Here is a 26505-nt window from a genome sequence, read left to right as displayed (position 1 = left end):
TTGGGTACTTTCGGCCAACCTGACAATTAGGCAGACGGCTGTTCGGCCTTCTGGCGCAGACGCAGGTTCAATTCCTTCAGCTGCTTGTCGTCCACGGCGTTCGGCGCGTTGGTCAGCAGACACTGGGCGCGTTGCGTTTTCGGGAAGGCAATCACGTCACGGATGGAATCGGCACCGGCCATCAGCGTAACCAGACGATCCAGACCAAAGGCCAGACCACCATGCGGCGGAGCGCCAAATTTCAGGTTGTCGAGCAGGAAGCCAAACTTGTTCTGTTGCTCGGCCGGGCTGATCTTCAGCGCGGCGAACACTTTTTCCTGCACGTCGGCACGGTGGATACGAATGGAACCGCCACCGATTTCCCAACCATTGAGCACCATGTCGTAAGCACGCGCCAGACAGTTGGCCGGATCGCTTTCCATCAGGTCCTCATGCCCCGGTTTCGGGCTGGTGAACGGATGGTGACACGCGGTCCAGCGATCGTCGTCTTCGTCGTATTCGAACATCGGGAAATCCACCACCCACAGCGGGCGCCATTCCTTGACGAAATAGCCATCCTGCAAGCCGTGTTCGTGGCCGATCTTGATGCGCAATGCGCCGATGGCTTCGTTCACCACCTTGGCCTTGTCCGCGCCAAAGAAGATCAGGTCGCCGTTATCGGCACCGGTACGCGCCATGATTTCGTTCAGCGCATTGACCGACAGGAATTTGACGATCGGCGACTGCAAGCCGCTGTTTTCGTCGTTGCTGATCTTGCTCTTGTCGTTGACCTTGATGTACGCGAGGCCCTTGGCGCCGTAGATGCCAACGAACTGGGTGTAAGCATCGATGTCCTTGCGTGACAGCTTGGCACCGCCCGGTACGCGCAGTGCCACCACGCGGCCGTTGGGCATGTCGGCGGCAGCACGGAACACCTTGAACTCCTCAGTCTTCATCAGATCGGTCAGTTCGGTGAACTTGAGCGATACGCGCAGATCCGGCTTGTCGGAACCGTAGTAGAACATGGCATCGTTGTAGGTCATGCGCGGGAACTCGGACAGTTCCACATCCAGCACGTCCTTGAAGATATGGCGAGCCATGCCTTCAGTGATGTCCATGATCTCGTTCTCGTTGAGGAACGAGGTTTCCGTGTCGATCTGGGTGAATTCCGGCTGACGGTCGGCACGCAAGTCCTCGTCACGGAAGCATTTGGTGATCTGGTAGTAGCGGTCGAAACCGGCCACCATCAACAATTGCTTGAACAGCTGCGGCGACTGCGGCAAGGCGAAGAATTCGCCCGGATGCACGCGCGACGGCACCAGATAGTCGCGGGCACCTTCCGGCGTGGAACGGGTCAGCATCGGCGTTTCGATGTCGATGAAACCCTGCTTGTCCAGATAATTACGCACGTTCATTGCCACGCGATAACGCAGGCGCAGGTTACGCTGCATCGGCGCACGACGCAGGTCGATCACACGGTTCAGCAAACGCACGTTTTCCGAAATGTTTTCGTCGTCGATCTGGAACGGCGGGGTCGCGGCACTGTTGAGAATCTCGATCTCTTTGGCGGATTTCGATCTCGCCGGAGATCAGATTGCTGTTGGTGGTACCAGCCGGACGTTCGCGCACGATACCGGTCACCGACAACACGTATTCGTTGCGGGTGGAATCGGCGGTCTTGAACGCTTCCGGGGTATCCGGATCAATGACAACCTGCACCAGACCTTCACGGTCACGCAGGTCGATGAAGATCACGCCGCCATGGTCACGACGACGGTGTGCCCAGCCTTTGACGGTAACGGTCTGGCCGAGAAATTTTTTGTCAATGAGTCCGCAATAATCGGTGCGCATTGGGTTAACCCTTTTCTTGGATTCGGTATCTGGTCGTTCTAAATGGTAAAAACATGGGGAACCGGCAGGGTGACGCCTAGTTCCGGAGACTGCGCACAGCATGGTGAGGCTCAACCGGCTCACGGCCCGGCACACTCGGCACCACCATCCCCATGGAAATGGCGTACTTCAGGGCGTCATCCACGGTCATGTCCAACTCGCGGGTGGCCTTCTTCGGTACCATGACAAAATAGCCGGAGGTGGGGTTGGGGATGGTCGGAACATACACCCCTACCATCTCGTCATCCGGACACTCCGGCTGCAAACTGAGCTGAACGGACGCTTAAGCAACTGGCCGGTCTGAAACGCTACGGTCCACATGCCCTGATGCGGAAACTGCACCAGCAACGCTTTCTTGAACGCCTCGGCCAGAATCAGACAGCAGGGTATCGCTCACCTGCTTGACGCTGTTATAGATGGACTTGACCACCGGCGTGCGCGACAGCAGGCCGTGCCAGAAGCGGATCAGCCGCTGCCCCAGCACATTGGCCCCCAGCATGCCGGAGCCAAGCAACAGCAACAGCGCGAACACCACCCCCAGACCGGGAATGTGAAAACCAAACAGGCTTTCCGGGCGCAATTCTACCGGCAGCAGATTGAGCGTCTGATCCAGCGTACTGATAATCAGATTGAGCACCCACAGGGTTACCGCCAGCGGCAGCCAGATCAGCAGGCTAAGCCACCAGATAACCCTTGAGGGTCATGTTGAGTGGTTTCATGAAGGGTTACGCACACCCACAGGAGCCAGAACCGCAGTTATGGCCGCCGCCGGACGAACCGCCGGAATTGCCATTTTTGAAATCGGTGACATACCAGCCGGAACCTTTCAGCTGAAAACCGGCGGCGGACACCAATTTATGGTAATCATGGCTACCACATTCCGGACAAACCGCAATCGGCTCGTCGCTCATCTTTTGCAAGTGTTCCTTGGCAACACCACAGGAATCACAATGATATTCGTAAATTGGCATGGATTTACTCTCGCGTCACAATTGACAACAACATAAAGGCATAATTATTGCTACGTTAAGCAACTGCCTAGCCTTACGTGACAGATGCGGACAACCGCACAAATCCTCAAGAGGGTTGCCGACAAGCTCATGATTATAGCCGACTGCTCCGGCATTACAAAAATACCGTTTTCACGTTGACGCAATATCTTGCTGTCACGCTCAATCATTGCACATTACACACCATAAACTGACGGGGTCCACATGAATCATCCACACACACCTCTAACTGGCAAAAAGGCCTGATCGTCGGCATCGCCAACGACAACAGCATTGCTTATGGCTGCGCCCGCGTACTGCGCGATCTGGGCGCCGAGCTGGCCGTTACCTATCTCAACAGCAAAGCCGAGAAATACGTGCGGCCGCTGGCTGACCAGCTGGAGGCCTCGCTGGTGCTGCCGCTGAACGTCGAGGAGCCGGGCCAGCTGGAAGCCGTGTTCCGCGACGTGGAAGCCCACTGGGGCAAGCTGGATTTTCTCATCCATTCCATCGCCTTCTGCCCGATGGACGACCTGCACGGCCGCGTGGTCGACTGCTCGCGCGAAGGTTTCCTGCAAGCCATGCATGTGTCGTGCTTCTCGTTCGTGGAGATGGCCAAGTTGGCCGAACCGCTGATGAAAGACGGTGGCTCACTGATCACCATGACTTACTATGGTGCAGACAAGGTGGTGGAAAACTATAACATCATGGGGCCGGTCAAAGCGGCGCTGGAAAGCACCTCGCGCTACCTTGCCCATGAACTGGGCCCCAAAGGCATCCGCGTGCATGCCGTATCGCCCGGCCCGCTGAAAACCCGCGCTGCGTCCGGCATTGCCCACTTCGATCAACTGATCGACGAAGCCATTGCCCGTGCGCCACAAAACAAGCTGGTGGATATCGAAGATGTTGGCCAAACCTGCGCCTTCCTGATTTCCGATATCTCGCGCGCGATCACCGGCCGGTCATTTATGTAGATGGCGGATTCAACATCATGGCCTGATACTGACAGCGGCATGGCGGTCACGCAGACGGTTGCACTGACCGCCAGCCACAGGAGGACACCGCATGGAGCACGATGACGGCGCGTTTGCCGACTTCCTAACCGCCGCGCAGCAGCATGGGCCGCTGCCAATGGCCGTTGTCCACCCGTGCAGCCATGAAGCCTTGCAAGGCGCACTGGAAGCGGCAGAACAAGGCATTGCCAGCCCCATTCTGGTTGGCCCGGCTTAAGCAAGATCCGCACACTGGCGGCACAACACGGCCTGGATCTGCGCCACCACACCCTGATCGACGCACCACACAGCCACGCCGCCGCCGCACAGGCGGTGGCGCTGGTACGCGAAGGCCGCGCCGCCATGCTGATGAAGGGCAGCCTGCATACCGACGAACTAATGAGCGCGGTACTGGATCGCCGCTGTGGCCTCCGCACCGAACGGCGCCTCAGCCATGTGTTCATCATGAAAGTCGACAGCTACCCGCGGCATTTGTATATCACCGATGCCGCTATCAACATTGAGCCAGACCTCAGCGCCAAGGCGGATATTTGCCAGAACGCCATCGATCTGTGTCATGCACTGGGAATTGCCGTCCCTAAAGTTGCCATTCTGGCCGCCGTGGAAACCATCAACCCGCACATGCGCTCGACGCTGGACGCCGCGGCGTTGTGCAAGATGGCAGACCGGGGGCAAATTCGCGGCGCCATTCTGGATGGGCCGTTGGCGTTTGATAACGCCATTTCGCGCGTTGCAGCCGAAAGTAAGGGGATTGTTTCCGCCGTAGCGGGTGATCCCGACATCCTGCTGGTGCCGGTCTGGAAGCGGGCAACATGCTGGCCAAGCAACTGACCTATCTGGCCGCAGCAGCCTGTGCTTAAGCATCGTCATGGGCGCAAGAGTGCCGATTGTACTTACCAGCCGGGCCGACAACGCTTACGACCGGCTCGCCTCCAGCGCGGTGGCCAACTTGTTGGCACACCGGCACCACACCGGCTTAAAACCCTAGCCTGCAACTTCACACAGCAACCACCACGGGCGGTAGTGCTGATCGCCCGAAACCCACACCAGCGCCAGAAAAACAAAAGGCCCCGCCACTGGCGGAGCCTTTGCGACTAATCGCGCGATGCTAGATCAGGCAAGAGCCTTGATCTGGGCAGACAGACGGCTCTTATGACGAGCGGCCTTGTTTTTGTGGAACACGCCCTTGTCCGCGATGCGGTCAATAACTTTAACAGAAGCACGGAACACTTCCTTAGCAGCAGCTTTGTTGCCACCTTCAATTGCCTTGAGCACTTTCTTTACTGCAGTACGGAACGCAGTACGCAGACTGGCGTTGTGCGCGCGCTGCTTAAGGGCCTGGCGTGCACGCTTGCGAGCTTGTGCGCTGTTAGCCATGAATCTTTCTCCTGATGAGCGGAATCTGAAACCCGCGATTCTAATCTCTAAAGGGGGGTTTTGCAACAACAAAGCGGCCAGCGTAAACTAGCGCGCTTGCCTAACCCGCTCTTAGCTTGAAAAGTATACATGAACCTGCTCAAGGCGCTGGCTGCGGTCAGCAGCATGACCCTGATTTCTCGCATTCTGGGTTTTGCCCGGGATGCCATCGTCGCCCGTGTATTTGGCGCGGGCCTTGCCACGGATGCATTTTTTGTGGCGTTCAAACTGCCCAACATGCTGCGACGGATTTTTGCCGAAGGGGCGTTCTCGCAAGCGTTTGTGCCGATTCTGGGCGAATACAAACACAAACGCAGCGAGGAAGAAACCCGCGACTTTGTTGCCAAGGTTTCCGGTGCGCTCGGTGCCGTGTTGCTGCTGGTAACGGCCTTGGGCATGCTGGCGGCGCCGTTGATCTTGTGGATTTCCGCGCCGGGCTTTTACCGTGACCCGGCCAAGGCGGCGCTTACCATCGATTTGTTGCGCATTACCTTTCCTTATATCTTTTTCATTTCGCTGTCGTCGCTCGCCTAAGCCTGCTCAACAGCTGGAACCAGTTTTCGATCCCGGCCTTCACGCCGACGTTTCTTAACCTGTCGTTCATTCTGTTCTCGCTGTTTCTGGTGCACTACTTTCACCCGCCGGTGATGGTGCTGGCACTGGGCGGTGTTTGTGGGCGGGCTGATTCAGCTGGTCTGGCAGTTGCCGTATCTGAAGAAGATCAACATGCTACCGCGGCCGCGCCCTGGTCTGGGGCGATAGCGAGGTGTGGCGGGTGATCCGGCAGATGGGGTAGGCGATTTTCGGCGTTTCCATTGCCCAGATTTCGCTGTTGATCAATTCCACCTTTGCGTCGTTTCTGCCGCAAGGCAGCGTGTCGTGGATGTACTACGCCGACCGGCTGATGGAGTTTCCCACCGGGGTGCTGGGCGTGGCGCTGGGTACGATTTTGCTGCCATCGCTGTCCAAACACGCGGCCAATGATTCGGGCGAACAGTTCAGTGCGCTGCTGGACTGGGGTATCCGGCTGTCGCTGCTGCTGGCCGTGTTTAGCGACGGTGGGGCTGGGGGTGCTGTCCGGGCCGCTGCTGTATACGCTGTTCATGTATGGAAAATTTGGCATGCACGATGTCGCCATGACGCAGCAGGCGCTGGTGGCCTATGCCATCGGCCTGTTGGGGCTGATTCTGGTGAAGGTGCTGGCGCCGGGGTTTTACGCGCGCCAGAACATCAAGACCCCGGTGCGCATTGCCGTGATCACGCTGGTGGCCACGCAGTTGATGAACCCGGCGTTCATCTTTCCGCTCAAGCACGCCGGGTTGTCGTTGTCGATTGGTCTGGGCTCGTGCCTGAATGCCGGGTTGCTGCTGACCACATTGCTCAAGCACGGCATCTATCAACCCAAGCCGGGCTGGACGGGGTTTCTGGGCAAGATGGTACTGGCCATCCTTGCCATGGTGGCCACGCTGCTGGTGCTGCAATGGCTGCTGCCGGTGAACTGGCACGGACACGCTTGGCAACGCGCGAGCTGGCTGACCTTGCTGATCGTGGTAAGCGCCCTGACCTATTTTGCCACGCTGTTTGGCACGGGATTCCGCCCACGCGATTTCATGCGGCGTGAAAACTGAGTGCGCCCGGTTTTCGGCCAACCTTGCAACCTGTCGGAGATGAACATGACACCTGCTGCCACGACGCCAGAACACTCGCCGCTGGGCAAGACCGTCAGCTACCGGGACACCTACGATCCCTCGCTGCTGTTTCCGATTGCCCGCCAGCTCAAGCGTCAGGAAATCGGCTTGGACGAGGCAACGCTGCCATTCAGTGGCGTGGATATCTGGACCGGCTATGAGTTGTCGTGGCTCAACGCGCGCGGCAAGCCACAGGTGGCGATTGCCGAATTTCGCATTCCGGCCGAAAGCCCGAACCTGATCGAATCCAAATCGTTCAAGCTGTATCTGAACAGCTTCAACCAGACGCGGCTGGAGAGCGTTGAGGTGTTACAGCAACGGCTGACAGCGGACCTGAGTCAGGCCGCCGGCGTGCCGGTGAGCGTCAGCCTGTTGCTACCCGCGCAATTTGCCAGCCTGCAAATGGCCGAACTGGCTGGCGAGAGTCTGGACGAACTGGATATTGAAGTGGCGCACTACGCGCCCTGCCCGGAGGTGCTGCGTGCCGATCCGGCGGAACTGGTCAGCGAAACGCTGTGCAGCCATCTGCTCAAGTCCAACTGCCTGGTCACCGGCCAGCCGGACTGGGGCAGCGTGCAAATCAGTTATCGCGGGCCACGCATCGAGCGCGAAAGCCTGCTGCGTTACCTGATCGGCTTCCGCCAGCACAACGAATTTCACGAGCAGTGCGTGGAGCGTATCTTTGCCGATGTGCTGCGTCAGTGTCAGCCGCAGCAGCTCACCGTATACGCCCGCTATACCCGGCGTGGCGGGTTGGACATCAATCCGTTCCGCACTAATTGTGGTGCCGTGGCAGGCCCGAATCTGCGCACCGCCCGCCAATAGCATAGCCATATAAGGTTGGCCGAAAACCTTTCGGCCAACCCTCTCCGCCGTTAAAACGGTACCGGGCTTTGCAACACCAGCCGCTCACCACTGCGTGGATGTGCCAGCTCCAACAGGCAGGCATGTAGCAACAGCCGCGGCGCCTGCTAAACAGGCCACCTCGTCGGCATACAGATCATCACCCAGAATCGGATGGCCCAACTGCTGCATGTGCACACGCAACTGATGCGTGCGGCCAGTGATCGGCTCCAGCTCCACCCGGCTGGTAGCCGCGGCCACGTCATGCGCCAGCAGGCGATAACGGGTTTGCGCGCGCTTGCCCAGTTCATGATCCACTTTTTGCCGCGGCCGGTTCGGCCAGTCGGTCAGCAAGGGCAAGTCCACCACGCCGCTTTCCGGTGACAGCAGCCCCGCTACCACGGCCTGATAACGCTTGTGCACCTGCCGGTCCTGAAACGCCACGCTCAGTGCGCGCTGCCACTGCGGCCCACGCCCCATGACGATCAGGCCGGACGTGGACATATCCAGCCGGTGCACGATCAGCGCATCGGCAAAACGTGCCCTGGGCGCGGCTGGCCAGACAATCGGCACGATCTTCCCCGCGCCCCGGCACCGACAACAGCCCGGACGGCTTATCCAGCACCACCAGGCAGTCATCGGCATAGATCACGCTTAACCCCCGATCCGGCGGCGGGGAGTAATGCGACAAAGTGTGTACGGTCATGATGCAACAGAGACAATCAAACGGCTAAGCGATTATCGGCGCAAGGCGCAGGCCGGACAAGCACGTCAACGCGTGGTCATGGCACCGTCTTTCCGCAGCCCGGGCACACAGGTGGCGGTTTTTTCACAACATTTAGGCTAGATCAACTCCGCCATCCGCAGCAGGCGTCACCATTACTGTCACTGTTTCATGATAATGTACTGCCCCACCGTCATAACCCGTACGCGAAATGGAGCCCTGACATGACCCGGTCGCGCCTGATCCCGCTACTTTTGACCGCCACGCTGTTAAGCGCCTGCGCGGTGCAGCCACAACAAAAAGACATCACCGTCACACAAACCCGGCGCGGGGTGGAAATCCGCTCCAGCGAAAAAATCCTGTTTGATCCGGGCAAGGCCGATCTGAAGCCGGGTGGCGCGGCGTTTCTGGACAAGGTGGCCAACATTCTGCAGACCAAAACCCACCGTAACGTGGTGATTGAAGGCCATACCGACAACACCGGCAGCGCAGAACTGAATCAGGACTTGTCGGAGCTGCGCGCCCTGTCGGTGATGAAAGAACTGGTGAATCGTGGTGTGGCGAAAAACCGCATCAAGGCGGTCGGCTACGGCATGAACCGCCCGATTGCCAGCAACGCCACCGCCAGCGGGCGGCAACAAAACCGCCGCACGGAAATCATCATTCTGGGCGAGCGCAAAGAAAATATCGGCGATCCGCTGGGCGATCTGGTCAACAGCGTGGTCGAGTTCAGCAAGAAACTGTTCAACAACTAACCCCTGCCAGCACGCCCGGGCAGCCACCACCTGCCCGGCCCATGCTCACAAGGACCTTATTATGGCCACTTGCCCAGCCTGTCATACTCAAAACCGGGAGGATGCGCATTTTTGCCGTAGCTGCGGCACCGCCCTCTCCGCCAGCCCAGCCGTCGCCACCACACCTTGCCCGGATTGCGGCACCGCCAACAAAGCCGATAGCCATTTTTGCAAAAAATGTGGTCATGACCTGCGGCCCAACACACCGGCCGACATTGCCCCAGCGTTGGCCGAACCCGAAGTCGCCAGCGCGGCACCAGCCCATCACGACCCGCTGGACGTAACCCCCGTCATAGCGGAACCTGAGGCTGCCGAGCCACAGCAACAAACCACGGCCCAGCCGGAGAGCGCGTCGGCTATCGCCGCCGCCGTCATCACCGCACCCGAGCCAACGCCAGCGGAAACGACGATTGATGTTGTTGTCGAGCCAATAACAAGCCCGACGCCGCCGCTATCGGAGCTCAAAGAACCGCTCCCAACACAGCAAACTGACGCCGCCACGTCGCCCGTCGAGGCCATGACTCCGGCAGAGCTTGCGCCTCCCGCACCCGCGGCAGAGCCGGAGCTTAAACTCTCCGTCCCCACGGCCGAGACCGAACGTTTGGCATCGTACATCCCGGACAGCGCCAAGTTGGCCGAAACCCCAGCGCCGAAACGGCGGCGTCCGCTACTGCTCTGGGGTAGTGTGCTGCTGGCCGTGCTCGCCATTGCGGGCGGCCTGCTGTTAAGTGGCGTCCTCAGCCCAAGTAAGCCAGCTAATAGCAAGAGCACGGCATCGTCCCCGGCAGGACAACCGATGGAAATGGCACCGGGTACCCACATTATCGACAAATCCTCGCTGCCCACGCCGGTAGCCAGTGCACCAGCGGTAGCGTCGGCGCCAGTCGCCAAGCGCGTGCCAGCCAATCCGGAACCGCCGATGCCGTCGCAGGACGTTGCCCCGGATAATCCATCCCCTCGCAAGCGCACAAAACGGCGGCGGCGCCCGCGCCAGAACCACCAATGCTTAACCGAAACCGCCGACAACGCACACGCCCCGGCCCGTCAAAGCCATGGCAACGGCAAGTTGCGTGATGACATCCGTCGCCAGAAAGAAGAACTCAAACGCCAGATGGGCCTGGAATAATCCGCCCAAGACCACAGGAGTCCTCCATGAGAATGTCCGAGCAGCTTAAATCCACCGGTTCACTGTTGAACGCCACCGAAGCGGTCGGCAACTGGCGTGCCGTCTTGCTGTACGCCAGCACCCTGATCGGCAGTACCCTGATCTTTGGCCTGTTCGCCATGATGCACAGCAGCTTTGCCATCGGGCTGGGCGGACTGCTGGCGCTGGCCACCCTGTTTTACGGCAGCAATGCGGTGGGGATCATGTTGATGGATGCCAGCCGTAATGGCGTTTCACGCCCGCCACTGGAAGCCGTCATGGCCTCGCTGTTAAGTAGCCATCGCCTGCTGGGCGTGGCGCTGGTGGCGGCCGTGGGACTGCTGCTTTTGCTGCTGGCCGTTGCCATCCTGTTCCTGATCTGCAAGATTCCCGGCGTAGGGCCACTGCTGTTTACCTTCATCATGCCGCTGACCACCCTGCTGCTGGGCCTGACCTTCTTCGCGCTGGCCTATGTGTTTTTCCCGCTGGCCGCCTCCGCCGTCTGGCATGGCGCCAGCGTGCTGCAAGTGGTCAGCAACCTGCTGGCAGTGGTACGGCAACGCCTGCTGGCGGTGATGCTGCAGGAAATCGTGCTGATGCTGATCATTGGCGTCACCAGCTTCATCATCAGTGGCGTATTGCTCTTCGGCCTGAGCATGACGGGTGGCATGGCCGCTCGGGCATTCTCGGCCTTGGCCACACCGGAGGTATGGGCGGCATGGGCGGCGGCATGATGACGTCGCTGCTGATGATGGCGAACGGCATGGGCGAGGGTAACGGCTATCTGCTGGCCGGGATGATCGGCACCTCACTGTTGCTGGCCGTGGCATTTATCCTGCCGGGGCTGATCGGTTTACAGGGCTTTTGCCAGATCTATCTGTCCGCCATTGAAGGGCTGAATCTGGAAGCCAGCGATGCGCTGGTGAAACAGCGCGTGGAGCAGGCTCGACGCAAGATGGACGAAGCACGCCAGCGCATGGAAGAACGCGTGGCCCAACGCAGCGCGCCAGCCACAGCTTGCGCACCGGCCGAAGCGGCGGCGGAAGTGGCTGCGCCGGTTTGCCCGGCCTGCCATGCACCAGCTGAGGCGGACGACGTATTCTGCGGCCATTGTGGTCACAAGATGCGCTAACCACGCCAGCCCGATCAGCGCCCCAGTGGCCATGCTCTGTTCATGGCGACACGCTGGGGGGCTTTGGCCAACTTATGGCAGGGGCGCGACTCGCGGCCATTGGGCTGCCACTCCAGTCATCCGCCCCGCGCCTGATTGCCAGCGGCGCAAGACAGGAGTAGCGTCAGCCGCAACGGGACTTGATCCCTTTCCAAGGAGAACACACGATGCCGTTTGAACCTTCCTTCGTTTAAGCGTACAGGCGGCGCCGGTCGTTGATCGCGCCACCTTCATCCGCCGCACCTATCTGTATCTGGCCGGGGCCTTGGGTCTGTTTACCGTGCTCTGCGCCGCCTTTGTTTCCTCGGGCCTTGGCGTGGTCATGATCAAGGCGCTGTCCAAAACGTCTTACAGCTGGCTGCTGGTACTGGGCGCTTTCATGCTGGTGGCCAAACTGGCCACACACCTGTCGGAAAATGCCGCCAGCAACAGCACCCGGGCCATCGGTCTGGGGCTGTATGTGCTGGCGGAGGCGCTGATCTTTGCCCCGCTGCTGACGCTGGCCTATATGGTTGACCCGACCATCGTCCCTACCGCTGGCCTGCTGACACTGATGCTGACCGGTGGCCTGACGTATACCGCCTTCAGCACCAAGAGCGATTTCTCTTTCCTCGCCCCGATTCTAGCCATCGGCAGCCTGGTGGCGCTGGGGGTGATCGTGTGCAGCGTGCTGTTCGGCTTCACCACGGGCATTGTGTTTTCCGGTGCGATGCTGTTGCTGGTAAGCGGCATGATCCTGTTCGATACCTCGCGCATCATCCGTGACTACCCGGCCGATCGCCCCGCCGGTGCGGCCCTGCATCTGTTTGCCTCGGTAGCGCTGCTGTTCTGGTACGTGGTTCGCATCCTGATGCAGCTGCAACGCCGCTAAGCCTTTCGGCCAACCCTGACAGCAACAGGGCCGCTCACGTCATGCGCGTGAGCGGCCCTGTTTTCGTTGTGGCACAACCTCGTGCTCAACTGGCGGAAGGCACGGTGTCATCCCCTTGGGCAGCAACATCCATAAACTGCCAGACTGTTTCATGCGCCCGGCGTACATGCCCGCTTCGGTCCCATAGCCCCAGAAGAAATCGGCACGCACCGCGCCACGAATCGCCCCGCCGGTATCTTGCGCATGCACCACCCGCGCCAGCGGCTGCTGTGACAACGGCCGGTGGTAACCAGATACACCGGCGTTCCCAGCGGAATGTATTTCGGATCGACAGCAATACTGTAACCACCGGTCAGCGGTACCCCGAGCGAACCGATCGGCCCGCTGTCATCGCCACGCAGCGGCTTGAAGAACACATAGCTCGGATTGACGTTGAACAACTCCTGCTGGCGCTGCGGATGGGCCTTGATCCAGTCCTGAATGCCCTGCATCGAGGCATTGGCCAGTGTCAGCTCGCCCTGCTCCACTAGCCATTTGCCGATGGACTGGTAACCGTAACCATTCTGGTCGGCATAGCCCACATGCAGAAAGCTGCCATCTTCCAGCTGAATGCGACCGGAGCCTTGCACCTGCAGGAAAAACAGCTCGACCGGGTCTTCCACCCAGGGCGAGAACCGGCGCCGTATCCACCCCTTTGCCCTGTTCAATCTCGTCGCGCCGGTAATACGGCAGCAGTCGGTTGCCAACCAAGCGGCCCTTGGTAAGCTGGTGCGGTTATCCACGACAAAATCCGCCGGATGGATTTCCACCTGCCCCGGCCCCGCGCTGTCAGCCCCCATGACCAGCGCCAGACGGTTGGCCGAAACCCGGCGCGCCACCAGAAGCGCCTTGCCGCGCGCCGCTGCCGGGAAATCCACCGTCACCAGATCGGCCGGTACCCCATACAGCGGATACGGCGTGCGCTCGCTACGCACCCGGCTGCCGCTGAGCAGCGGTTCGTAATAGCCGGTAATCAGGCCGCTATCCCCGGCGCCATCACGCACTTGCCGGCATTGAAACGTGTTTCAAAAAACTGCCGGATACTATTGGCGTCATCGTTTGGCAGCCGCGCCGCTTCCTGACAGACAGCCGCCCATTGCGGCCGTTTGCCGGTGGCACGACAGCTCTGTTGCAAGCCCTGCAAGGTATCGCCCATGACGCTGCTTTGCCAGCCGGGCAAGCGAGAGAAATCGGTAGGGTAGGCACCGCCGGTGGAATGCAGCGGCGTCGTGGAACAGGCGGCCAGCCAGCTCACCGGCAACAGCCACAACAATCGTTTCAGCATGGGTTTAGCCTCTGGGCATGCTATCCGCCGCCCGGGGCGACGGCATCGACAATGATCAAGGCGGATATTCTACTGCGATCGGCCGCCCTCGCCGCGTTCGTCTCCACTTTTCTGTGGTAGCACGCGGAAAGCTGACGTTTCATTGGGCAGCAACAAATCTGCAACGAAAGCCCGTTACCATGTCGCTCAAAGTTACCCAATCACTGGCTATCGCCAGAATAAAACGCTGCTTGAATGACTTAAGGAGATATCGATGAAACGCATGGCTGTCCGTTCCATTCTGCTGGCCACGCTGGCACTGTCCGGCTCGTTCATGGCTACCGTAGCCCACGCCGAACAAGCTGCCGCTGCGGCGACAGCCACCGGTGAAGCCTTGGCCGCCCAAGTAAAACAGGCGCTGGACAATGATCCGGAACTGAAGGCGCTGAACCTGAAAGTCACCGCCAAGAAAGCCGATATCACGATCGAAGGCACCATGACCGACGACCAGCAAATGGTCAAGGCCGGTACCATTGCACAGGACGTGCCGGGCGTGGTCAACATCACCAACAACATGATGATGAAATAATCCACGCGGCCATGGCTCCACCTGATACGGAGCCACAAAACGCAAAAAAAGCCGGGAAATGTTCCCGGCTTTTTTGTGTGCACGGCCCCGGCAACGCTCAGGCGGCCACATCCTCCAGCGACAGCAGCTCGCCAATGGTCTGACGGCGGCGGATCAGACGATCCTGCGCTCCGTCCACCAGTACTTCGGCCAACAGCGGGCGGCTGTTGTAGTTGGACGACATGGTGGCGCCATACGCCCCGGCATCATGCAGCACCAGCAAGTCGCCGACTTTTGCTTCCGGCAGCAGTCGGGTTTCCACCACGCCACCTTCCTGCTGGGTAAACACGTCACCGGATTCACACAACGGCCCGGCTACCACGGTTGGCAGCAACGGCTCTTGCGCGTCATGCCCCAGTACCGAAATCTCGTGGTAACTGCCATACATCGACGGGCGCATCAGGTCATTGAAGTAGGCATCCACCAGCACAAAATGCTGGCGTCCCATGTTCTTGGCAGCGCGCACCTCGGTCAGCAGCACACCCGATTCGGCCACCAGGAAACGACCCGGTTCGATTTCCAGCCGTACCGCATGACCCAGTTGCTGTTCGATCTGTTTGCGCGCGGCATCCCACAGCGTGAAGTAGTGATCGATATCGATACGCGGCTCGCCCTGACGATAAGGAATCGACAAGCCACCACCGGCAGAAATCGCCTCAAGGTCTTCACCAAGACTCGCCACCAACTGCACCATGGCCCCGCACACCTGCTGCAGATGGCTGTAATCCACGCCGGAACCGATGTGCATGTGCAAGCCCACCAGTTTCAGGCCGTACTGGCGGATCACCGTCAGCGCCTGCTGGATATCGCCATGCCAGATACCATGCTTGCTGTTTTCGCCACCGGTATTGGTCTTGTTGCTGTGGCCATGACCAAAGCCCGGGTTCACGCGCAACCACACGCGATGGCCGGGTGACAATTCGCCCAGCTGGTGCAGCATGTCGATGGAGCCAGCATTGACCACGATGTTGTCGGCCACCACGCGTTGCAGCGTGGCGCGATCCAGCACGTCGGCGGTAAACACCACTTCGGACGGCTCACCGGATGCCAGTTGATAACCCGCCTTGGCTGCCCGCTCGATTTCCCCCAGCGACACTGCATCCACCATCACGCCCTGCTCACGCATCAGGCGCAGGATGTGGGTGTTGGAGTTAGCCTTTTGTGCATAGCGGATCACGTCAAAGGCCTTGAGCTGGCTGATGCGCTCACGGATCACTTCGGCGCTGTATACCCACAGCGGGGCACCATATTTTTCGGCCAACGTGGCCAACTGCTGGGAAGAGAACGGGTTCATGTCACCAGATCCTGAATCGTCGAATAACAGCCTGCATCATGCCGTCGCCGGGTACAAAAATAAAATATCAATTTATCGCCATCTCTTTCATTTATGATATGGCTTTACCTTTTCGGCCAACCCGGCAATGAGCATTTCCCTCCGCCATGTCGAAATCTTCCGCGCAGTCATGACGGCTTAAGCAGGTGTTACCGACGCCGCCGCCTTGCTGCATACCTCACAGCCCACCATCAGCCGTGAACTGGCGCGGTTCGAGCAACTCTCCGGCTTGGTACTGTTTGAGCGGCGGCGCGGGCGGCTGCGCCCCACGGCACAGGCTTTGCTGCTGTTTGAAGAAGTGCAGCGCTCCTATTTTGGGTTGGAACGCATCGTCAGCACGGCGCAGTCGATCCGCCTGCATGAACAGGGCCAGTTAGCCATTGCCTGCCTGCTTAGTTTTCCCAATCGCTGCTGCCCACCGTGTGCCAACCGTTTTTGCAACGCTATCCCAATGTTGGCATCAGCATCACGCCACAGGAGTCGCCGCTGCTGGAAGAATGGCTGGCAGCCCAACGCCATGATCTGGGCCTGACCGAAAGCAGCCATCCGCCAGCCGACACCAGCGCCAGCCAGCTGTTTTGCGAAGACGAGGTGTGCGTGCTGCCGCAAGACCATCCGCTGGCGGCCTATGCCGTGTTGCAACCGCAGGACTTTTTCGGCCAACCTTTCATCAGCCTGTCTGCCACCGACATTTACCGCCAGCAGGTGGATGAGCTGTTTGCCCGGCATGGCGTGCAACGGCGGCTGGTGCTGGAAACGCATAGTGCCGCCTCAGTCTGCGCCATGGTGCGTCAAGGCATCGGCATCGCCATCGTCAACCCGCTCTCCGCGCTGGATTACGCCGGGCAAGGCTTGGTGATGCGGCGCTTGAGCCAGTCGATCCCGTTTACCGTGCAGATGATCCGCCCGCTGCACCGCCCGGCCTCACCGCTGGTCGAGCACTTTGTCGCCAGCCTGCATCAGGGCGTGGAGACCCTGCGCCAACGGCTGCGACAGCAACTGGACGAACAGGCATGAAAAAAGCGGCCACCCGGGCCGCTTTTTAACGCTACCAACGTGCAGATCAGAGCCGCTCGAAGATCACGGCAATACCCTGACCGCCGCCAATGCACATGGTCACCAGCGCATAACGACCCTGAATACGCTGCAACTCGTACAGCGCCTTGGTGGCAATCACCGCCCCGCTCGCGCCCACCGGATGGCCCAGCGCAATGGCACCACCATTCGGGTTGGTCTTGGCCGGATCCAGCCCCAGCCCCTTGCTCACGGCCAACGCCTGAGCCGCAAAGGCTTCGTTGGATTCGATCACATCCATCTGCGCCAGCGACAGCCCGGCACGTTTCAATGCCATTTGCGTGGCCGGGATCGGGCCTTCACCCATGATGTGGTTGGGCACACCGGCCACGGCATACGACACCAGCCGCGCCATCGGCGCATAACCGGCCTGCGCCGCGGCATCGGCCGCCGCCAGCACAAAGAACGAAGCGCCATCATTAATGCCGGAGGCGTTGCCAGCCGTCACCGAACCGTCTTTCTTGAAGGCCGGTTTCATTTTGGCCAGTGCTTCCATTGAGGTTTCGCGCGGATGCTCATCGGTATCGAAGACCATTTCGCCCTTGCGGGTCTGCGTCACGATCGGCACGATCTGCGAGACAAAACGGCCTTCGGCAATGGCCACGGCGGCACGTCGTTGCGATTCCAGCGCCAGAGCATCCTGCTCTTCACGCGTCAGCCCCCACTTTTCCACCAGGTTTTCTGCCGTTACGCCCATGTGGCCAACGCCAAACGGGTCAGTCAGCGTGCTGGTCATCATGTCCAGCGCCTTGACGTCACCCATGCGGGCGCCGTTGCGCAGTTGCGGCAGCAAATAGCCACCGCGCGACATCACTTCCACGCCACCGCCAATACCATAATCACAATCGCCCAGCATGATCGCCTGAGCGCTGGAGACAATGGCCTGCAAACCGGAGCTGCACAACCGGTTCACCGCCATGGCCACCGATTCCATCGGCAAACCGGCCTGAATCGATGCCAGACGGGCAACATAGGCATAGCGCGCCTCGGTCGGAATACAGTTACCCACCGTGACATAGTTGATTTGCTGCGGGTCCACGCCGGAGCGCTGTACCGCTTCCTTCATCACCAGACCACCCAGCTCGGCTTAGCTCCAGATGGCTCAGCCCGCCGCCAAACGTCCCCACGGCAGAACGTACCGCGCTCAATACCACGATTTCACGATTGCTCATTTAGTTGCTCCCTCTTGTGTACGCTGTAACTCGCGTTTGTGCATGGCGTCATCACACCACGGGTGTAACCGCCCAGACAGTAACCATACCATTAATCAGACAAGCGCTTGATCAAAATATGCAAACAGGAAACCCAACCGGGGTTGGCCGAAACCGCCATGTGCCATGCAAGCCCAGCCCGGGTTCACCCTCCACCAGTACGGCTGGCCCTGTTCGCGGTCAATAAAAAAGCGCCCCCACAGGGGCGCTTGCAACTTGGTTATCCAAGGCAGGATTACTGAGCCTTGGCTACCTGACGCCAAGCGTGCAGCAACGGTTCGGTGTAGCCAGACGGCTGGGCGCAGCCCTTGAACACCAGATCGCACGCTGCCTTGAAGGCGATGGAGCTGTCGAAATTGCCAGCCATGTTCTTGTAAGCAGCATCACCGGCGTTCTGCTGATCCACCACAGCGGCCATGCGCTGCATGGTTTCCATCACTTGCGCCTCGGTCACGATACCGTGACGCAGCCAGTTGGCAATGTGCTGGCTGGAGATACGCAGCGTAGCGCGGTCTTCCATCAAGGCGATGTTGTGGATGTCCGGCACCTTGGAGCAACCCACGCCCTGGTCAATCCAGCGCACCACATAACCCAGAATACCTTGCGCGTTGTTGTCCAGCTCTTCCTGAATTTCTTCGGCCGACCAGCTCGGGTTAGCGGCGACCGGAATGGTCAGCAGATCATCCAGCACGTCAATGGTCTGGCCTTCCGGGCTACGCTGAACTTCTTCAACGTTGACTTCATGGTAGTGCAGCGCGTGCAGCACAGCAGCGGTCGGGGACGGAACCCGGGCGGTGTTGGCACCGGCTTTCGGGTGGCCGATCTTCTGCTTCAGCATTTCGGCCATCAGGTCCGGCATGGCCCACATGCCCTTACCGATCTGGGCGTGGCCACGCAGACCGCAGTTCAGGCCCACTTGTACGTTGCTGCGTTCGTAGGCGGCAATCCACTTGGACTTCTTGATGTCGCCCTTGCGGATCATCGGGCTTCCATGGCGGTGTGCATTTCATCACCGGTACGGTCAAGGAAACCGGTGTTGATGAAGGCCACGCGATGGCGGGCAGCAGCGATACACGCTTGCAGGTTGACACTGGTGCGGCGTTCTTCGTCCATGATGCCCAGCTTGACGGTGTAAGTTAAGCAGGCCCAGCAGTTTTTCTACTTGGCCGAACAGTTCGTTGGCAAAGGCCACTTCGTCCGGGCCATGCATTTTCGGCTTAACGATGTAGATCGAGCCGGTGCGCGAGTTACCCTTGCGCTGCTGGTCATGCAGGGCGATCAGCGTGGTCACGACGGCATCCATGATGCCTTCCGGAATCTCGCGGCCTTCGCCATCCAAGATCGCCGGGTTGGTCATCAGGTGGCCAACGTTACGGATAAACATGAAGCTACGGCCATGCAGCGACAATTCGCCACCATTAGCCGCCTTGTACTGGCGGTCCGGGTTCATGCGACGGGTGAAAGTCTTGCCGTTTTTCGACACTTCTTCCGCCAGATCGCCCTTCATCAGGCCCAGCCAGTTGCGGTATACGATCACTTTGTCGTCAGCATCGACGGCGGCGACGGAGTCTTCGCAGTCCATGATGGTGGTAATGGCAGCTTCCATCACGATGTCTTTGACACCAGCCAGATCCTGCGCGCCAACCGGGTTGCTCTTGTCGATCTGCAGTTCAAAATGCAGGCCGTGATGCTTGAGCAACAGAGAGGTCGGTGCAGCGGCATCGCCGTTATAGCCAACAAACAGTTCCGGCTGTTTCAGACCGGTGTTGCTGCCGTCTTGCAGCGTTACCACCAGTTGACCATTGCTCACGGTGTAAGCGGTAGCCTGGTGATGCGAGCCTTGCGCCAGCGGCGCGGACTGGTCGAGGAAGTCGCGGCCAAAAGCAATCACCTTGGCGCCGCGCACCGAGTTATAACCACCGGCACGGGTGGCGCCGTCGTCTTCGCTGATGGCATCGGAACCGTACAGGGCATCGTACAGGCTACCCCAGCGCGCGTTGGCGGCGTTCAGGGCATAACGGGCATTCATCACCGGAACGACCAACTGCGGGCCAGCTTGTGCTGCAATTTCAACATCGATGTTGCTGGTTTCGATCTTGACGTCGGCCGGTACCGGACGCAGATAGCCGATGGAGGTCAGGAATGCCTTGTAGGCGGCCATGTCAGCGATCGGGCCCGGGTTTTGACGGTGCCGGGCATCGATTTCGGTTTGCAAACGGTCACGTTCGGCCAACAGGGCGCGGTTTTTCGGTGCCAGATCATGCACCAGCGCATCAAAACCCTGCCAGAAGGCAGCAGATTCGATGCCGGTACCCGGCAAAACTTCCTGCTCGATGAAGGCGTGCAGGTTAGAAGCAACTTGGAGACGATGGCTCTGAGTACGTGCGGTCATAACGTGGTTCTCTTCACTAATCAATGCGCAGACAGCGCGCCGGTTTACTAAAGGTATGGCAGCCAGTTTACTGATGTCGATGTGGCGGAAAAAGCGCTAAAATGCCATAACATTTTTTACTTTTTGTTAGCCAATGGACATCCTGAAGCAGCTGGAAACTTTTGTTTCTGTCGTTAATCTTGGCAGTCTATCAGCGGCGGCCCGTCAGGAAAACGTCGTGCTAAGCCATCATCGGCCGTCGACTGGACAGTCTGGAGCACCGGCTGGGGGTGAAACTGCTGGTGCGCACCACCCGCCGTATCGCCCTGACTCAGGAAGGCAGTGCTTTTTACGAAGATTGCCAGCGCATTTTGCTGGATTTGCGCGAGGCAGAATCGGCGGTCGCCAGCGGTAGCGCGCGTGCACGCGGCCACTTGCGGCTGTCGGCACCGGCTTACTTTGGCCGCCGCCATGTGGCACCACACGTGGCCAGCTTTCAGCGCCTGTATCCGGATATCCGCGTCACGCTGGACTTATCCGACCGGCTGGTCGACCTCGCCCGCGACCGCATCGACTGCGCCATCCGGATTTCCGATCTGGAAGACTCCTCGCTGGTGGCCGTCAGGTTGGCCGAAAACCGCCGCGTCGTGGTGGCATCTCCGGCTTATCTGGCACAACACGGCATGCCCAAAACCCCGGCCGATCTGGATCAGCACGATTGCCTGTCGTTGGGAGAAAGCCAAAGCCGCGGCTGGACCTTCAAGATGGATGGGCAATTGGTCAACCTGAAAGTGCGTGGCACGCTGGAATGCAACGACGGTGCCGTCCTGCACGACTGGGCACTGCAAGGACTGGGGCTGGCGTGGCGCTCGTTGTGGGAAGTGAAGGACGACCTAACCCAAGGACGACTGGTGACGGTACTGGATCGCTATTCATCGCCGGATTACCCGGTGTATGCCGTGGTGGCCCAACGCAAATACCTGCCCAGCCGGGTCCGGCTGTTCATCGAGCATCTACGCTCGGTTTATACCAGCACGGGCTATTGGGAATAACACCGTCGACCAGATGCTGCGCCCGCCCGGTTCTGCCGTCGCCGTAGCACTGCAAAGGAAAACCGGTTAGCCCTTGCCCGGCGGCAGTTCAGTGATCGGCTTGCATATCCTTTCCACCGGTTGCCCGGGACGATCATAGTGAATCACCGCCATCAGCTGCTGCCCCGGGCGTGGCGCATCGCCCAGATAAACAAAAGCCTTGGGCATATTGGCTTTGCCCATCTGCCGCGCCCATTCACGAATCGCTTCATCACTGTCACTACTGACGGGCAATCTGGATGATGGCATGTCGCTGTCTCCTGCTTATTCTGGCGTACGCGGGTTTATTACACTTAACTATAGACACACACTCATGCCGTACCCTTCGCACCGCCATTCGGCTTGATCACCAACAAAATCCATTCCCTCACTCAGCTACACAGAGCCAGATCTGTAGCAATTGGCAGCCCTCAGCCAAATCCTCCTCACATCAAGCCACCTATCAACTACAGTTATCTAGAATATTAGGAAAACGTGGAGTGACATCTTGATACCGGTGCAGCGGCCCAAGCGTGCGTACGGCCAGCGCCAAGGCAAACCAGAGGTTGGCCGAACATCCCAGCCAGCCCACTAAGCAGAGGAGACATTCATGTCCGCCATGATGAAAGCTGCCGTATTTGTTGAACCCGGTCGCATTGAATTAGCCGACAAACCCATTCCCGACGTCGGGCCGAATGACGCCTTGGTGCGCATTACCACCACCACGATTTGCGGTACCGACATCCACATTCTGAAGGGCGAATACCCGGTGGCCAAAGGGCTGACCATTGGCCACGAACCGGTCGGCGTGATCGAAAAGCTGGGCAGTGCCGTACAGGGTTACACCGAAGGCCAGCGCGTCATCGCTAAGCGCCATTTGCCCCAGTTTCACCTCCTACGCCAGTCAGGATGGCTACCCGTCGCAAGACGGCAGCTATCTGGTCCCCAGCGGGCAATGCGGCTGCCACGGCTACAAGGCCACCGCTGGCTGGCGGTTTGGCAACCTGATTGATGGCACGCAAGCCGAATACGTATTGGTGCCCGATGCGCAGGCCAACCTCGCCCCCATCCCCGACGGCCTGAGCGATGAGCAAGTGCTAATGTGCCCGGACATCATGTCCACCGGTTTCAAGGGCGCGGAAAATGCCAATATCAAGATTGGCGATATCGTCGTGATCTTTGCCCAAGGCCCGATCGGCCTGTGCGCCACTCTTAAGCGCGCGGCTAATGGGCGCCACCACCATTATTGCCGTGGATGGCAACGACCACCGTCTGGAAATCGCCAAAACCATGGGCGCCGATGTCACGCTCAACTTCAAGAGCTGCGATGTAGTCGATGAAATCATGAAGATTACCGGGGGCCGCGGCGTGGATGCCGCGATCGAGGCGCTGGGCACACAGGCTACGTTTGAATCGGCACTGCGCAGCCTGAAACCGGGAGGCACCTTGTCCAGCACGGGCGTGTACTCCAGTGATCTGACCATTCCACTGTCGGCTTTCGCCGCCGGGCTGGGCGATCACAAGATCAACACCGCGCTGTGTCCCGGCGGCAAGGAACGCATGCGCCGTCTGCTCAATGTGGTGGAATCCGGCCGTGTCGATCTGGGCGTGCTGGTGACACATCACTACAAGCTGGATGATATCGTTGCCGCCTACGATCTGTTTGGCCATCAACGGGACGGTGTGCTGAAGGTAGCGATCAAACCGAACTGAGCGGACCTAAAGCCACAAAACCCGAGGCGGAATGCAACAAAGGCTTATCGCCATGCGATAAGCCTTTGCTTTATTGGTTGCGGGGGCAGGATTTGAACCTACGACCTTCGGGTTATGAGCCCGACGAGCTACCAGACTGCTCCACCCCGCGTCTGAATTTTGTCTTGCCGAAACAGATGTTTCGTAAGGAGGAGCGGATAATACCGCCTCGATCTGGTGCTGTCAACCCAATAGCCGGGTTTTCTGGACGGGCGCCACGACACAATTATTAACAGAGCGGCCATCTGGCGACACACCTCGCCAACAAAGTCCGGTTAGTCTTGATTCCGTGATCTCGTCCGACGCTGAATCGACCCCAATCGCAGCGTCACCGGAAACTTCCGAGACGGATAGACCACACTCCTTTTAGCGTGACGGATTGTTGTTAGCAAGTGCTTTGTTGTCGTTCTCCATTGTGTTCATCACGGAACTTCGGGCCGCTTTTTTGCGGCCCATTTTTTTGCCTATCGTTCCACCGGGTAAACCACACCAGCTGCCGCAGAAAAACAGAACCCCGCAGCATGGCGGGGTGATTTGATTGGCAGGCTCGCAAGCCTTAAGCAGAAGATGTTGCGCGATCAGGCGGCTACCGGAATAAAGGCATTGGCCGGATACAACGCACTGGCCAGCCCCATCACCGACTTGAAGGTGACTTCGAACATGCGCCCGACCCGGCGGATGCTGACTACTTCGTAATGCACTTGTTCACCACATTCTTTATGTTCCAGCACCGTATGGCCGGGTTTCAATTGAGAGATTTCCATTTTTTCGATTTCCTTTTTCTTTTTATCAAAAATAACTGTTTGATCTATTAAGATAGCACGTTATAAAAAATATGCACTAAAAATTTATATCAACCGTTGTCATGGCCGCTACTGTAGCAACAGTTAATGACAAGTCGATGACGGGCTAGAATTTCATAAAAAACAACGCCCCACAAGCCATGGCGGTTTGTGGGGCGTTGTTTTGCGGCCAAACTTGACGGCCATCAAGCTATTAGCTGATACGCATCCCCGGTTTGGCACCGGCATCCACGTCCAACAGGAACAAGCCCGCGCTGTCATCGGTGCCCGAGGCACAAACAATCATGCCTTGCGAGATGCCAAAACGCATTTTGCGTTCGGCCAAATTGGCCACTACAACCACCTGACGGCCGACCAGTTTTTCCGGTTCGGCATAGGCTTTGCGAATTCCGGAGAAGATGTTGCGCGTTTCAAAACCGAGGTCGACAGTAAATTGCAGCAGCTTGTCGGAGCCTTCTACCAGCTTGCACTCCAGCACGGTGCCAATGCGCAGGTCGAGCTTGGCAAAGTCATCGATCTTGATGGTTTCAGCCAGCGGCTCATAGGTGGCGGCGGTTTCCGGTGCAGTTTGTTCCATGCTTTGCTTGTTCGCTTCGATCAGTTTTTCAATCAGTGTCGGGTCGATACGCTGCATCAGGTGCTGATAAGCGTTGATACGGTGTCCCAGCAGCAGCGTTTGGGCATCGTCCCATTGCAGCGGTGCGATATTGAGGAAGGCTTCCACATTTTCGGCCAACTTGGGCAATACCGGCTTGAGGTAAATGGCCAGAATACGGAAGGCGTTGATGAGCACCGTGCAGACGTCCTGCAACCGGGCATCCTGCCCTTCCTGCTTGGCCAGTTCCCACGGCTTGTTGGCATCGACATAGGCGTTCACTTCGTCGGCCAACGCCATGATGTCACGCAGGGCCTTGGCGTATTCGCGCGCTTCGTACGCAGCGGCCGGCTGGCGCTGCTGGCGGAGAGCTGCTGCAACAACGGATGTTCGCACTGTGCGGCCATACAGCTTGGGCTTGCCAGCGCGCTTTCGCTGACGCGCTCGGACAATTGGCCGCCAAAACGTTTGGTAATGAAACCGGCGGCACGGCTGGCGATGTTGACAAATTTGCCTACCAGATCGGAGTTAACACGCGCCACGAAGTCGTCCAGACTCAGGTCGATATCTTCGATACGGGCATTGAGTTTGCTTAAGCAATGTAATAACGCATCCATTCCGGGTTCAGCCCGCAATCGAGATAGGACTTGGCGGTGATGAAGGTGCCGCGCGACTTGGACATCTTGTGGCCGTCGACGGTGAGGAAGCCGTGGGCAAACACGCCGGTCGGGGCGCGATAACCGGCGTATTGCAGCATGGCTTAAGCCAGAACAGGGCGTGGAAGTACAGGATGTCCTTGCCGATGAAGTGGTACATCTCGGCATCGGAATCCGGCCGCAGATAGTCGTCAAAATCAACGCCGATGCGGTCACACAGGTTCTTGAAGCTGGCCATGTAGCCGATCGGCGCATCCAGCCAGACATAGAAATACTTGCCCGGTGCCCCCGGAATTTCAAAGCCGAAGTACGGTGCATCGCGGCTGATATCCCAGTCCTGCAAACCGCCTTCGATCCACTCATTCATCTTGTTGAGGGATTCCGGTTGCAGGTGCTGCTGGGTCACGCCATCGCCGCGCACGCTGGCGCCTGCCGTCCATTCCTTGAGGAAATCGGCGCAGTCGCCCAGACGGAAGAAATAGTGTTCGGACGTTTTCAGTACCGGCTTGGCGCCAGAAACGGCGGAGTACGGATTTTTCAGTTCGGTCGGGCTGTAGGTGGCGCCACATTTTTCGCAGTTGTCGCCGTACTGGTCGGCCGCGCCGCACTTGGGACATTCGCCCTTGACGAAACGGTCGGGCAGAAACATTTGCTTTTCCGGATCGTACAGTTGCTCGATGGTGCGCGACACGATCTTGCCGCTGGCCTTGAGCGTGTTGTAGATGTGGGCCGAGAAATGTTTGTTTTCCGGGCTGTTGGTGCTGTAGTAGTTGTCGTAACCGATATGGAAGCCGGTGAAATCGGCCAGATGCTCGGCCTTGACCCGTTCGATCAGCGCCTCAGGCGAAATCCCCTGTTTTTCGGCAGCCAGCATGATCGGCGTGCCATGGGTATCGTCGGCACAAACGTAATGGCAGTCATGGCCGCGCATTTTCTGGAAGCGAACCCACACGTCGGTCTGAATGTGCTCCACCATGTGGCCCAGATGAATGGCGCCGTTGGCATAAGGCAGCGCGCTCGTCACCAGAATCTTGCGTTTGGTCATCAGTCTATCTCTGTTGGCAATCTCAAGCGCACGATTATAGGGCCTCAGGCCGCTTGCGGTCACGGCTACCGTCTTGATCGGCTCAAGGTTGGCCGAAACGGCGGGTACATGCGGCGAACCATTGCCCGATGGCAACGTCCAA

Annotated in this window: 28 protein-coding genes, 1 tRNA gene and 5 pseudogenes; 16 read left to right on the top strand and 18 right to left on the bottom strand. The window is 59.0% G+C overall.

Annotated features, from left to right (window positions below):
- Nucleotides 1-26: 26 nt before the first annotated feature.
- From aspS to GKE73_RS13475, 5 genes and pseudogenes are all read right to left on the bottom strand, one after another.
- Nucleotides 27-1830 (bottom strand): annotated as a pseudogene (gene aspS, locus GKE73_RS13490) (aspartate--tRNA ligase).
- Between the two features lie 76 nt (nucleotides 1831-1906).
- Nucleotides 1907-2134 (bottom strand): DUF502 domain-containing protein, encoded by a 228-nt coding sequence (locus GKE73_RS13485; RefSeq protein WP_230371561.1) that lies wholly within the window; start codon nucleotides 2132-2134, stop codon nucleotides 1907-1909.
- Nucleotides 2101-2211 carry a hypothetical protein gene (locus GKE73_RS23600; RefSeq protein ID WP_312854450.1) on the bottom strand — a complete coding sequence of 37 codons (111 nt, stop codon included), beginning with the start codon at nucleotides 2209-2211 and terminating at the stop codon, nucleotides 2101-2103. The genes GKE73_RS13485 and GKE73_RS23600 overlap by 34 nt, the downstream gene beginning before the upstream one ends.
- 85 nt (nucleotides 2212-2296) lie before the next feature.
- Nucleotides 2297-2368: pseudogene (locus tag GKE73_RS23595) on the bottom strand (DUF502 domain-containing protein); the annotation flags it as partial.
- 226 nt (nucleotides 2369-2594) lie between these two features.
- A complete protein-coding gene (locus GKE73_RS13475; RefSeq protein ID WP_230370409.1) occupies nucleotides 2595-2840 on the bottom strand; it encodes an FmdB family zinc ribbon protein in 246 nt (81 codons plus the stop codon).
- Between the two features lie 281 nt (nucleotides 2841-3121).
- Between GKE73_RS13475 and fabI the strand changes: the two genes are divergently transcribed.
- The 3 genes from fabI (at nucleotide 3122) to GKE73_RS13460 (ending at nucleotide 4702) form a co-directional block, all read left to right on the top strand.
- Nucleotides 3122-3832, top strand: coding sequence for an enoyl-ACP reductase FabI (gene fabI, locus GKE73_RS13470; RefSeq protein WP_245394064.1), 711 nt, complete (start codon nucleotides 3122-3124; stop codon nucleotides 3830-3832).
- A 91-nt stretch (nucleotides 3833-3923) separates the two neighbouring features.
- Nucleotides 3924-4088: a hypothetical protein gene (locus tag GKE73_RS13465; protein WP_230370408.1), complete on the top strand. Its 165-nt coding sequence runs from the start codon at nucleotides 3924-3926 to the stop codon at nucleotides 4086-4088.
- Nucleotides 4089-4093: 5 nt separating this feature from the next.
- Nucleotides 4094-4702 carry a bifunctional enoyl-CoA hydratase/phosphate acetyltransferase gene (locus GKE73_RS13460; protein ID WP_312854574.1) on the top strand — a complete coding sequence of 203 codons (609 nt, stop codon included), beginning with the start codon at nucleotides 4094-4096 and terminating at the stop codon, nucleotides 4700-4702.
- A 282-nt stretch (nucleotides 4703-4984) separates the two neighbouring features.
- Here the strand turns inward: GKE73_RS13460 and rpsT are convergent, their stop codons facing one another.
- The gene (gene rpsT, locus GKE73_RS13455) at nucleotides 4985-5248 is read right to left on the bottom strand and encodes a 30S ribosomal protein S20 (RefSeq protein WP_230370407.1); all 264 of its coding nucleotides are present in this window, start codon (nucleotides 5246-5248) and stop codon (nucleotides 4985-4987) included.
- Between the two features lie 129 nt (nucleotides 5249-5377).
- On the opposite strand from rpsT, the pseudogene murJ reads away from it, so the two are divergent.
- Nucleotides 5378-6915, top strand: a pseudogene (gene murJ / locus GKE73_RS13450) (murein biosynthesis integral membrane protein MurJ).
- Between the two features lie 45 nt (nucleotides 6916-6960).
- Nucleotides 6961-7800 carry an NADPH-dependent 7-cyano-7-deazaguanine reductase QueF gene (gene queF / locus GKE73_RS13445; RefSeq protein WP_230370406.1) on the top strand — a complete coding sequence of 280 codons (840 nt, stop codon included), beginning with the start codon at nucleotides 6961-6963 and terminating at the stop codon, nucleotides 7798-7800.
- Nucleotides 7801-7884: 84 nt separating this feature from the next.
- Here the strand turns inward: queF and GKE73_RS13440 are convergent, their stop codons facing one another.
- The gene (locus GKE73_RS13440) at nucleotides 7885-8463 is read right to left on the bottom strand and encodes an RluA family pseudouridine synthase (RefSeq protein WP_230370405.1); all 579 of its coding nucleotides are present in this window, start codon (nucleotides 8461-8463) and stop codon (nucleotides 7885-7887) included.
- 303 nt (nucleotides 8464-8766) lie between these two features.
- Here GKE73_RS13440 and GKE73_RS13435 point away from each other — a divergent pair, with 303 nt between their 5' ends.
- From GKE73_RS13435 to GKE73_RS13415, 5 genes are all read left to right on the top strand, one after another.
- A complete protein-coding gene (locus GKE73_RS13435) occupies nucleotides 8767-9297 on the top strand; it encodes an OmpA family protein (protein ID WP_230370404.1) in 531 nt (176 codons plus the stop codon).
- 61 nt (nucleotides 9298-9358) lie between these two features.
- Nucleotides 9359-10462 (top strand): zinc ribbon domain-containing protein, encoded by a 1104-nt coding sequence (locus GKE73_RS13430; protein WP_230370403.1) that lies wholly within the window; start codon nucleotides 9359-9361, stop codon nucleotides 10460-10462.
- 26 nt (nucleotides 10463-10488) lie between these two features.
- A complete protein-coding gene (locus GKE73_RS13425) occupies nucleotides 10489-11214 on the top strand; it encodes a hypothetical protein (protein ID WP_230370402.1) in 726 nt (241 codons plus the stop codon).
- Nucleotides 11211-11612 carry a zinc ribbon domain-containing protein gene (locus tag GKE73_RS13420; RefSeq protein ID WP_230370401.1) on the top strand — a complete coding sequence of 134 codons (402 nt, stop codon included), beginning with the start codon at nucleotides 11211-11213 and terminating at the stop codon, nucleotides 11610-11612. The genes GKE73_RS13425 and GKE73_RS13420 overlap by 4 nt, the downstream gene beginning before the upstream one ends.
- 271 nt (nucleotides 11613-11883) lie before the next feature.
- Entirely contained in the window at nucleotides 11884-12522 is a 639-nt protein-coding gene (locus tag GKE73_RS13415) for a Bax inhibitor-1/YccA family protein (protein WP_312854573.1), read from the top strand.
- A 39-nt stretch (nucleotides 12523-12561) separates the two neighbouring features.
- On the opposite strand, the gene GKE73_RS13410 is transcribed toward GKE73_RS13415, so the two are convergent.
- The 3 genes from GKE73_RS13410 to GKE73_RS13400 are packed head-to-tail and all read right to left on the bottom strand — an operon-like array spanning nucleotide 12562 to nucleotide 13846.
- Nucleotides 12562-12771: a 3D domain-containing protein gene (locus GKE73_RS13410; RefSeq protein WP_230370399.1), complete on the bottom strand. Its 210-nt coding sequence runs from the start codon at nucleotides 12769-12771 to the stop codon at nucleotides 12562-12564.
- Complete coding sequence (locus tag GKE73_RS24840) at nucleotides 12672-13565, bottom strand: MltA domain-containing protein (RefSeq protein WP_230370398.1); 894 nt, start codon at nucleotides 13563-13565, stop codon at nucleotides 12672-12674. Before GKE73_RS24840 ends, GKE73_RS13410 begins: the two co-directional genes overlap by 100 nt.
- On the bottom strand, nucleotides 13535-13846 hold the full coding sequence (locus tag GKE73_RS13400) for a murein transglycosylase A family protein (RefSeq protein ID WP_230370397.1): 312 nt from the start codon (nucleotides 13844-13846) through the stop codon (nucleotides 13535-13537). Before GKE73_RS13400 ends, GKE73_RS24840 begins: the two co-directional genes overlap by 31 nt.
- A gap of 253 nt (nucleotides 13847-14099) precedes the next feature.
- Between GKE73_RS13400 and GKE73_RS13395 the strand changes: the two genes are divergently transcribed.
- On the top strand, nucleotides 14100-14414 hold the full coding sequence (locus GKE73_RS13395) for a BON domain-containing protein (protein ID WP_230370396.1): 315 nt from the start codon (nucleotides 14100-14102) through the stop codon (nucleotides 14412-14414).
- Nucleotides 14415-14511: 97 nt separating this feature from the next.
- Here GKE73_RS13395 and lysA read toward each other — a convergent pair whose 3' ends face one another.
- Complete coding sequence (gene lysA, locus GKE73_RS13390) at nucleotides 14512-15747, bottom strand: diaminopimelate decarboxylase (RefSeq protein ID WP_230370395.1); 1236 nt, start codon at nucleotides 15745-15747, stop codon at nucleotides 14512-14514.
- A gap of 205 nt (nucleotides 15748-15952) precedes the next feature.
- On the opposite strand from lysA, the gene GKE73_RS23590 reads away from it, so the two are divergent.
- Both GKE73_RS23590 and GKE73_RS23585 read left to right on the top strand, forming a co-directional pair.
- The gene (locus GKE73_RS23590) at nucleotides 15953-16318 is read left to right on the top strand and encodes a LysR family transcriptional regulator (protein ID WP_280954929.1); all 366 of its coding nucleotides are present in this window, start codon (nucleotides 15953-15955) and stop codon (nucleotides 16316-16318) included.
- Nucleotides 16207-16803 (top strand): LysR family transcriptional regulator, encoded by a 597-nt coding sequence (locus tag GKE73_RS23585; RefSeq protein WP_312854449.1) that lies wholly within the window; start codon nucleotides 16207-16209, stop codon nucleotides 16801-16803. Before GKE73_RS23590 ends, GKE73_RS23585 begins: the two co-directional genes overlap by 112 nt.
- Before the next feature lie 46 nt (nucleotides 16804-16849).
- Here GKE73_RS23585 and bktB read toward each other — a convergent pair whose 3' ends face one another.
- Nucleotides 16850-17926, bottom strand: coding sequence for a beta-ketothiolase BktB (gene bktB, locus GKE73_RS13380; protein ID WP_230370394.1), 1077 nt, complete (start codon nucleotides 17924-17926; stop codon nucleotides 16850-16852).
- Nucleotides 17927-18306: 380 nt separating this feature from the next.
- Nucleotides 18307-20463: pseudogene (locus GKE73_RS13375) on the bottom strand (malate synthase G).
- A gap of 269 nt (nucleotides 20464-20732) precedes the next feature.
- Here GKE73_RS13375 and GKE73_RS13370 point away from each other — a divergent pair.
- Nucleotides 20733-21494 carry a LysR family transcriptional regulator gene (locus tag GKE73_RS13370; protein ID WP_312854448.1) on the top strand — a complete coding sequence of 254 codons (762 nt, stop codon included), beginning with the start codon at nucleotides 20733-20735 and terminating at the stop codon, nucleotides 21492-21494.
- A gap of 66 nt (nucleotides 21495-21560) precedes the next feature.
- Here GKE73_RS13370 and GKE73_RS13365 read toward each other — a convergent pair whose 3' ends face one another.
- Entirely contained in the window at nucleotides 21561-21782 is a 222-nt protein-coding gene (locus GKE73_RS13365; RefSeq protein ID WP_230370393.1) for a hypothetical protein, read from the bottom strand.
- 340 nt (nucleotides 21783-22122) lie between these two features.
- Between GKE73_RS13365 and GKE73_RS13360 the strand changes: the two genes are divergently transcribed.
- Nucleotides 22123-22524 carry an alcohol dehydrogenase catalytic domain-containing protein gene (locus GKE73_RS13360; protein ID WP_230370392.1) on the top strand — a complete coding sequence of 134 codons (402 nt, stop codon included), beginning with the start codon at nucleotides 22123-22125 and terminating at the stop codon, nucleotides 22522-22524.
- Nucleotides 22525-22609: 85 nt separating this feature from the next.
- On the opposite strand, the gene GKE73_RS13355 is transcribed toward GKE73_RS13360, so the two are convergent.
- A complete protein-coding gene (locus tag GKE73_RS13355; protein ID WP_230370391.1) occupies nucleotides 22610-22750 on the bottom strand; it encodes a hypothetical protein in 141 nt (46 codons plus the stop codon).
- Between GKE73_RS13355 and GKE73_RS13350 the strand changes: the two genes are divergently transcribed.
- Complete coding sequence (locus tag GKE73_RS13350; protein WP_230370390.1) at nucleotides 22740-23225, top strand: zinc-binding dehydrogenase; 486 nt, start codon at nucleotides 22740-22742, stop codon at nucleotides 23223-23225. The two genes, GKE73_RS13355 and GKE73_RS13350, sit on opposite strands and share 11 nt — an antisense overlap.
- Nucleotides 23226-23299: 74 nt before the next feature.
- Here the strand turns inward: GKE73_RS13350 and GKE73_RS13345 are convergent.
- The 3 genes and pseudogenes from GKE73_RS13345 to metG form a co-directional block, all read right to left on the bottom strand.
- Nucleotides 23300-23376: transfer RNA gene (locus GKE73_RS13345), tRNA-Met, on the bottom strand.
- A gap of 466 nt (nucleotides 23377-23842) precedes the next feature.
- Nucleotides 23843-24028 carry a hypothetical protein gene (locus GKE73_RS13340; RefSeq protein WP_230370389.1) on the bottom strand — a complete coding sequence of 62 codons (186 nt, stop codon included), beginning with the start codon at nucleotides 24026-24028 and terminating at the stop codon, nucleotides 23843-23845.
- A 232-nt stretch (nucleotides 24029-24260) separates the two neighbouring features.
- Nucleotides 24261-26363: pseudogene (metG, locus tag GKE73_RS23580) on the bottom strand (methionine--tRNA ligase).
- Nucleotides 26364-26505 lie beyond the last annotated feature (142 nt).

Source organism: Paludibacterium denitrificans (assembly GCF_009707705.1).
Lineage (GTDB): Bacteria > Pseudomonadota > Gammaproteobacteria > Burkholderiales > Chromobacteriaceae > Paludibacterium_A > Paludibacterium_A denitrificans.
This window is presented reverse-complemented; position numbering and strand designations above follow the sequence as displayed.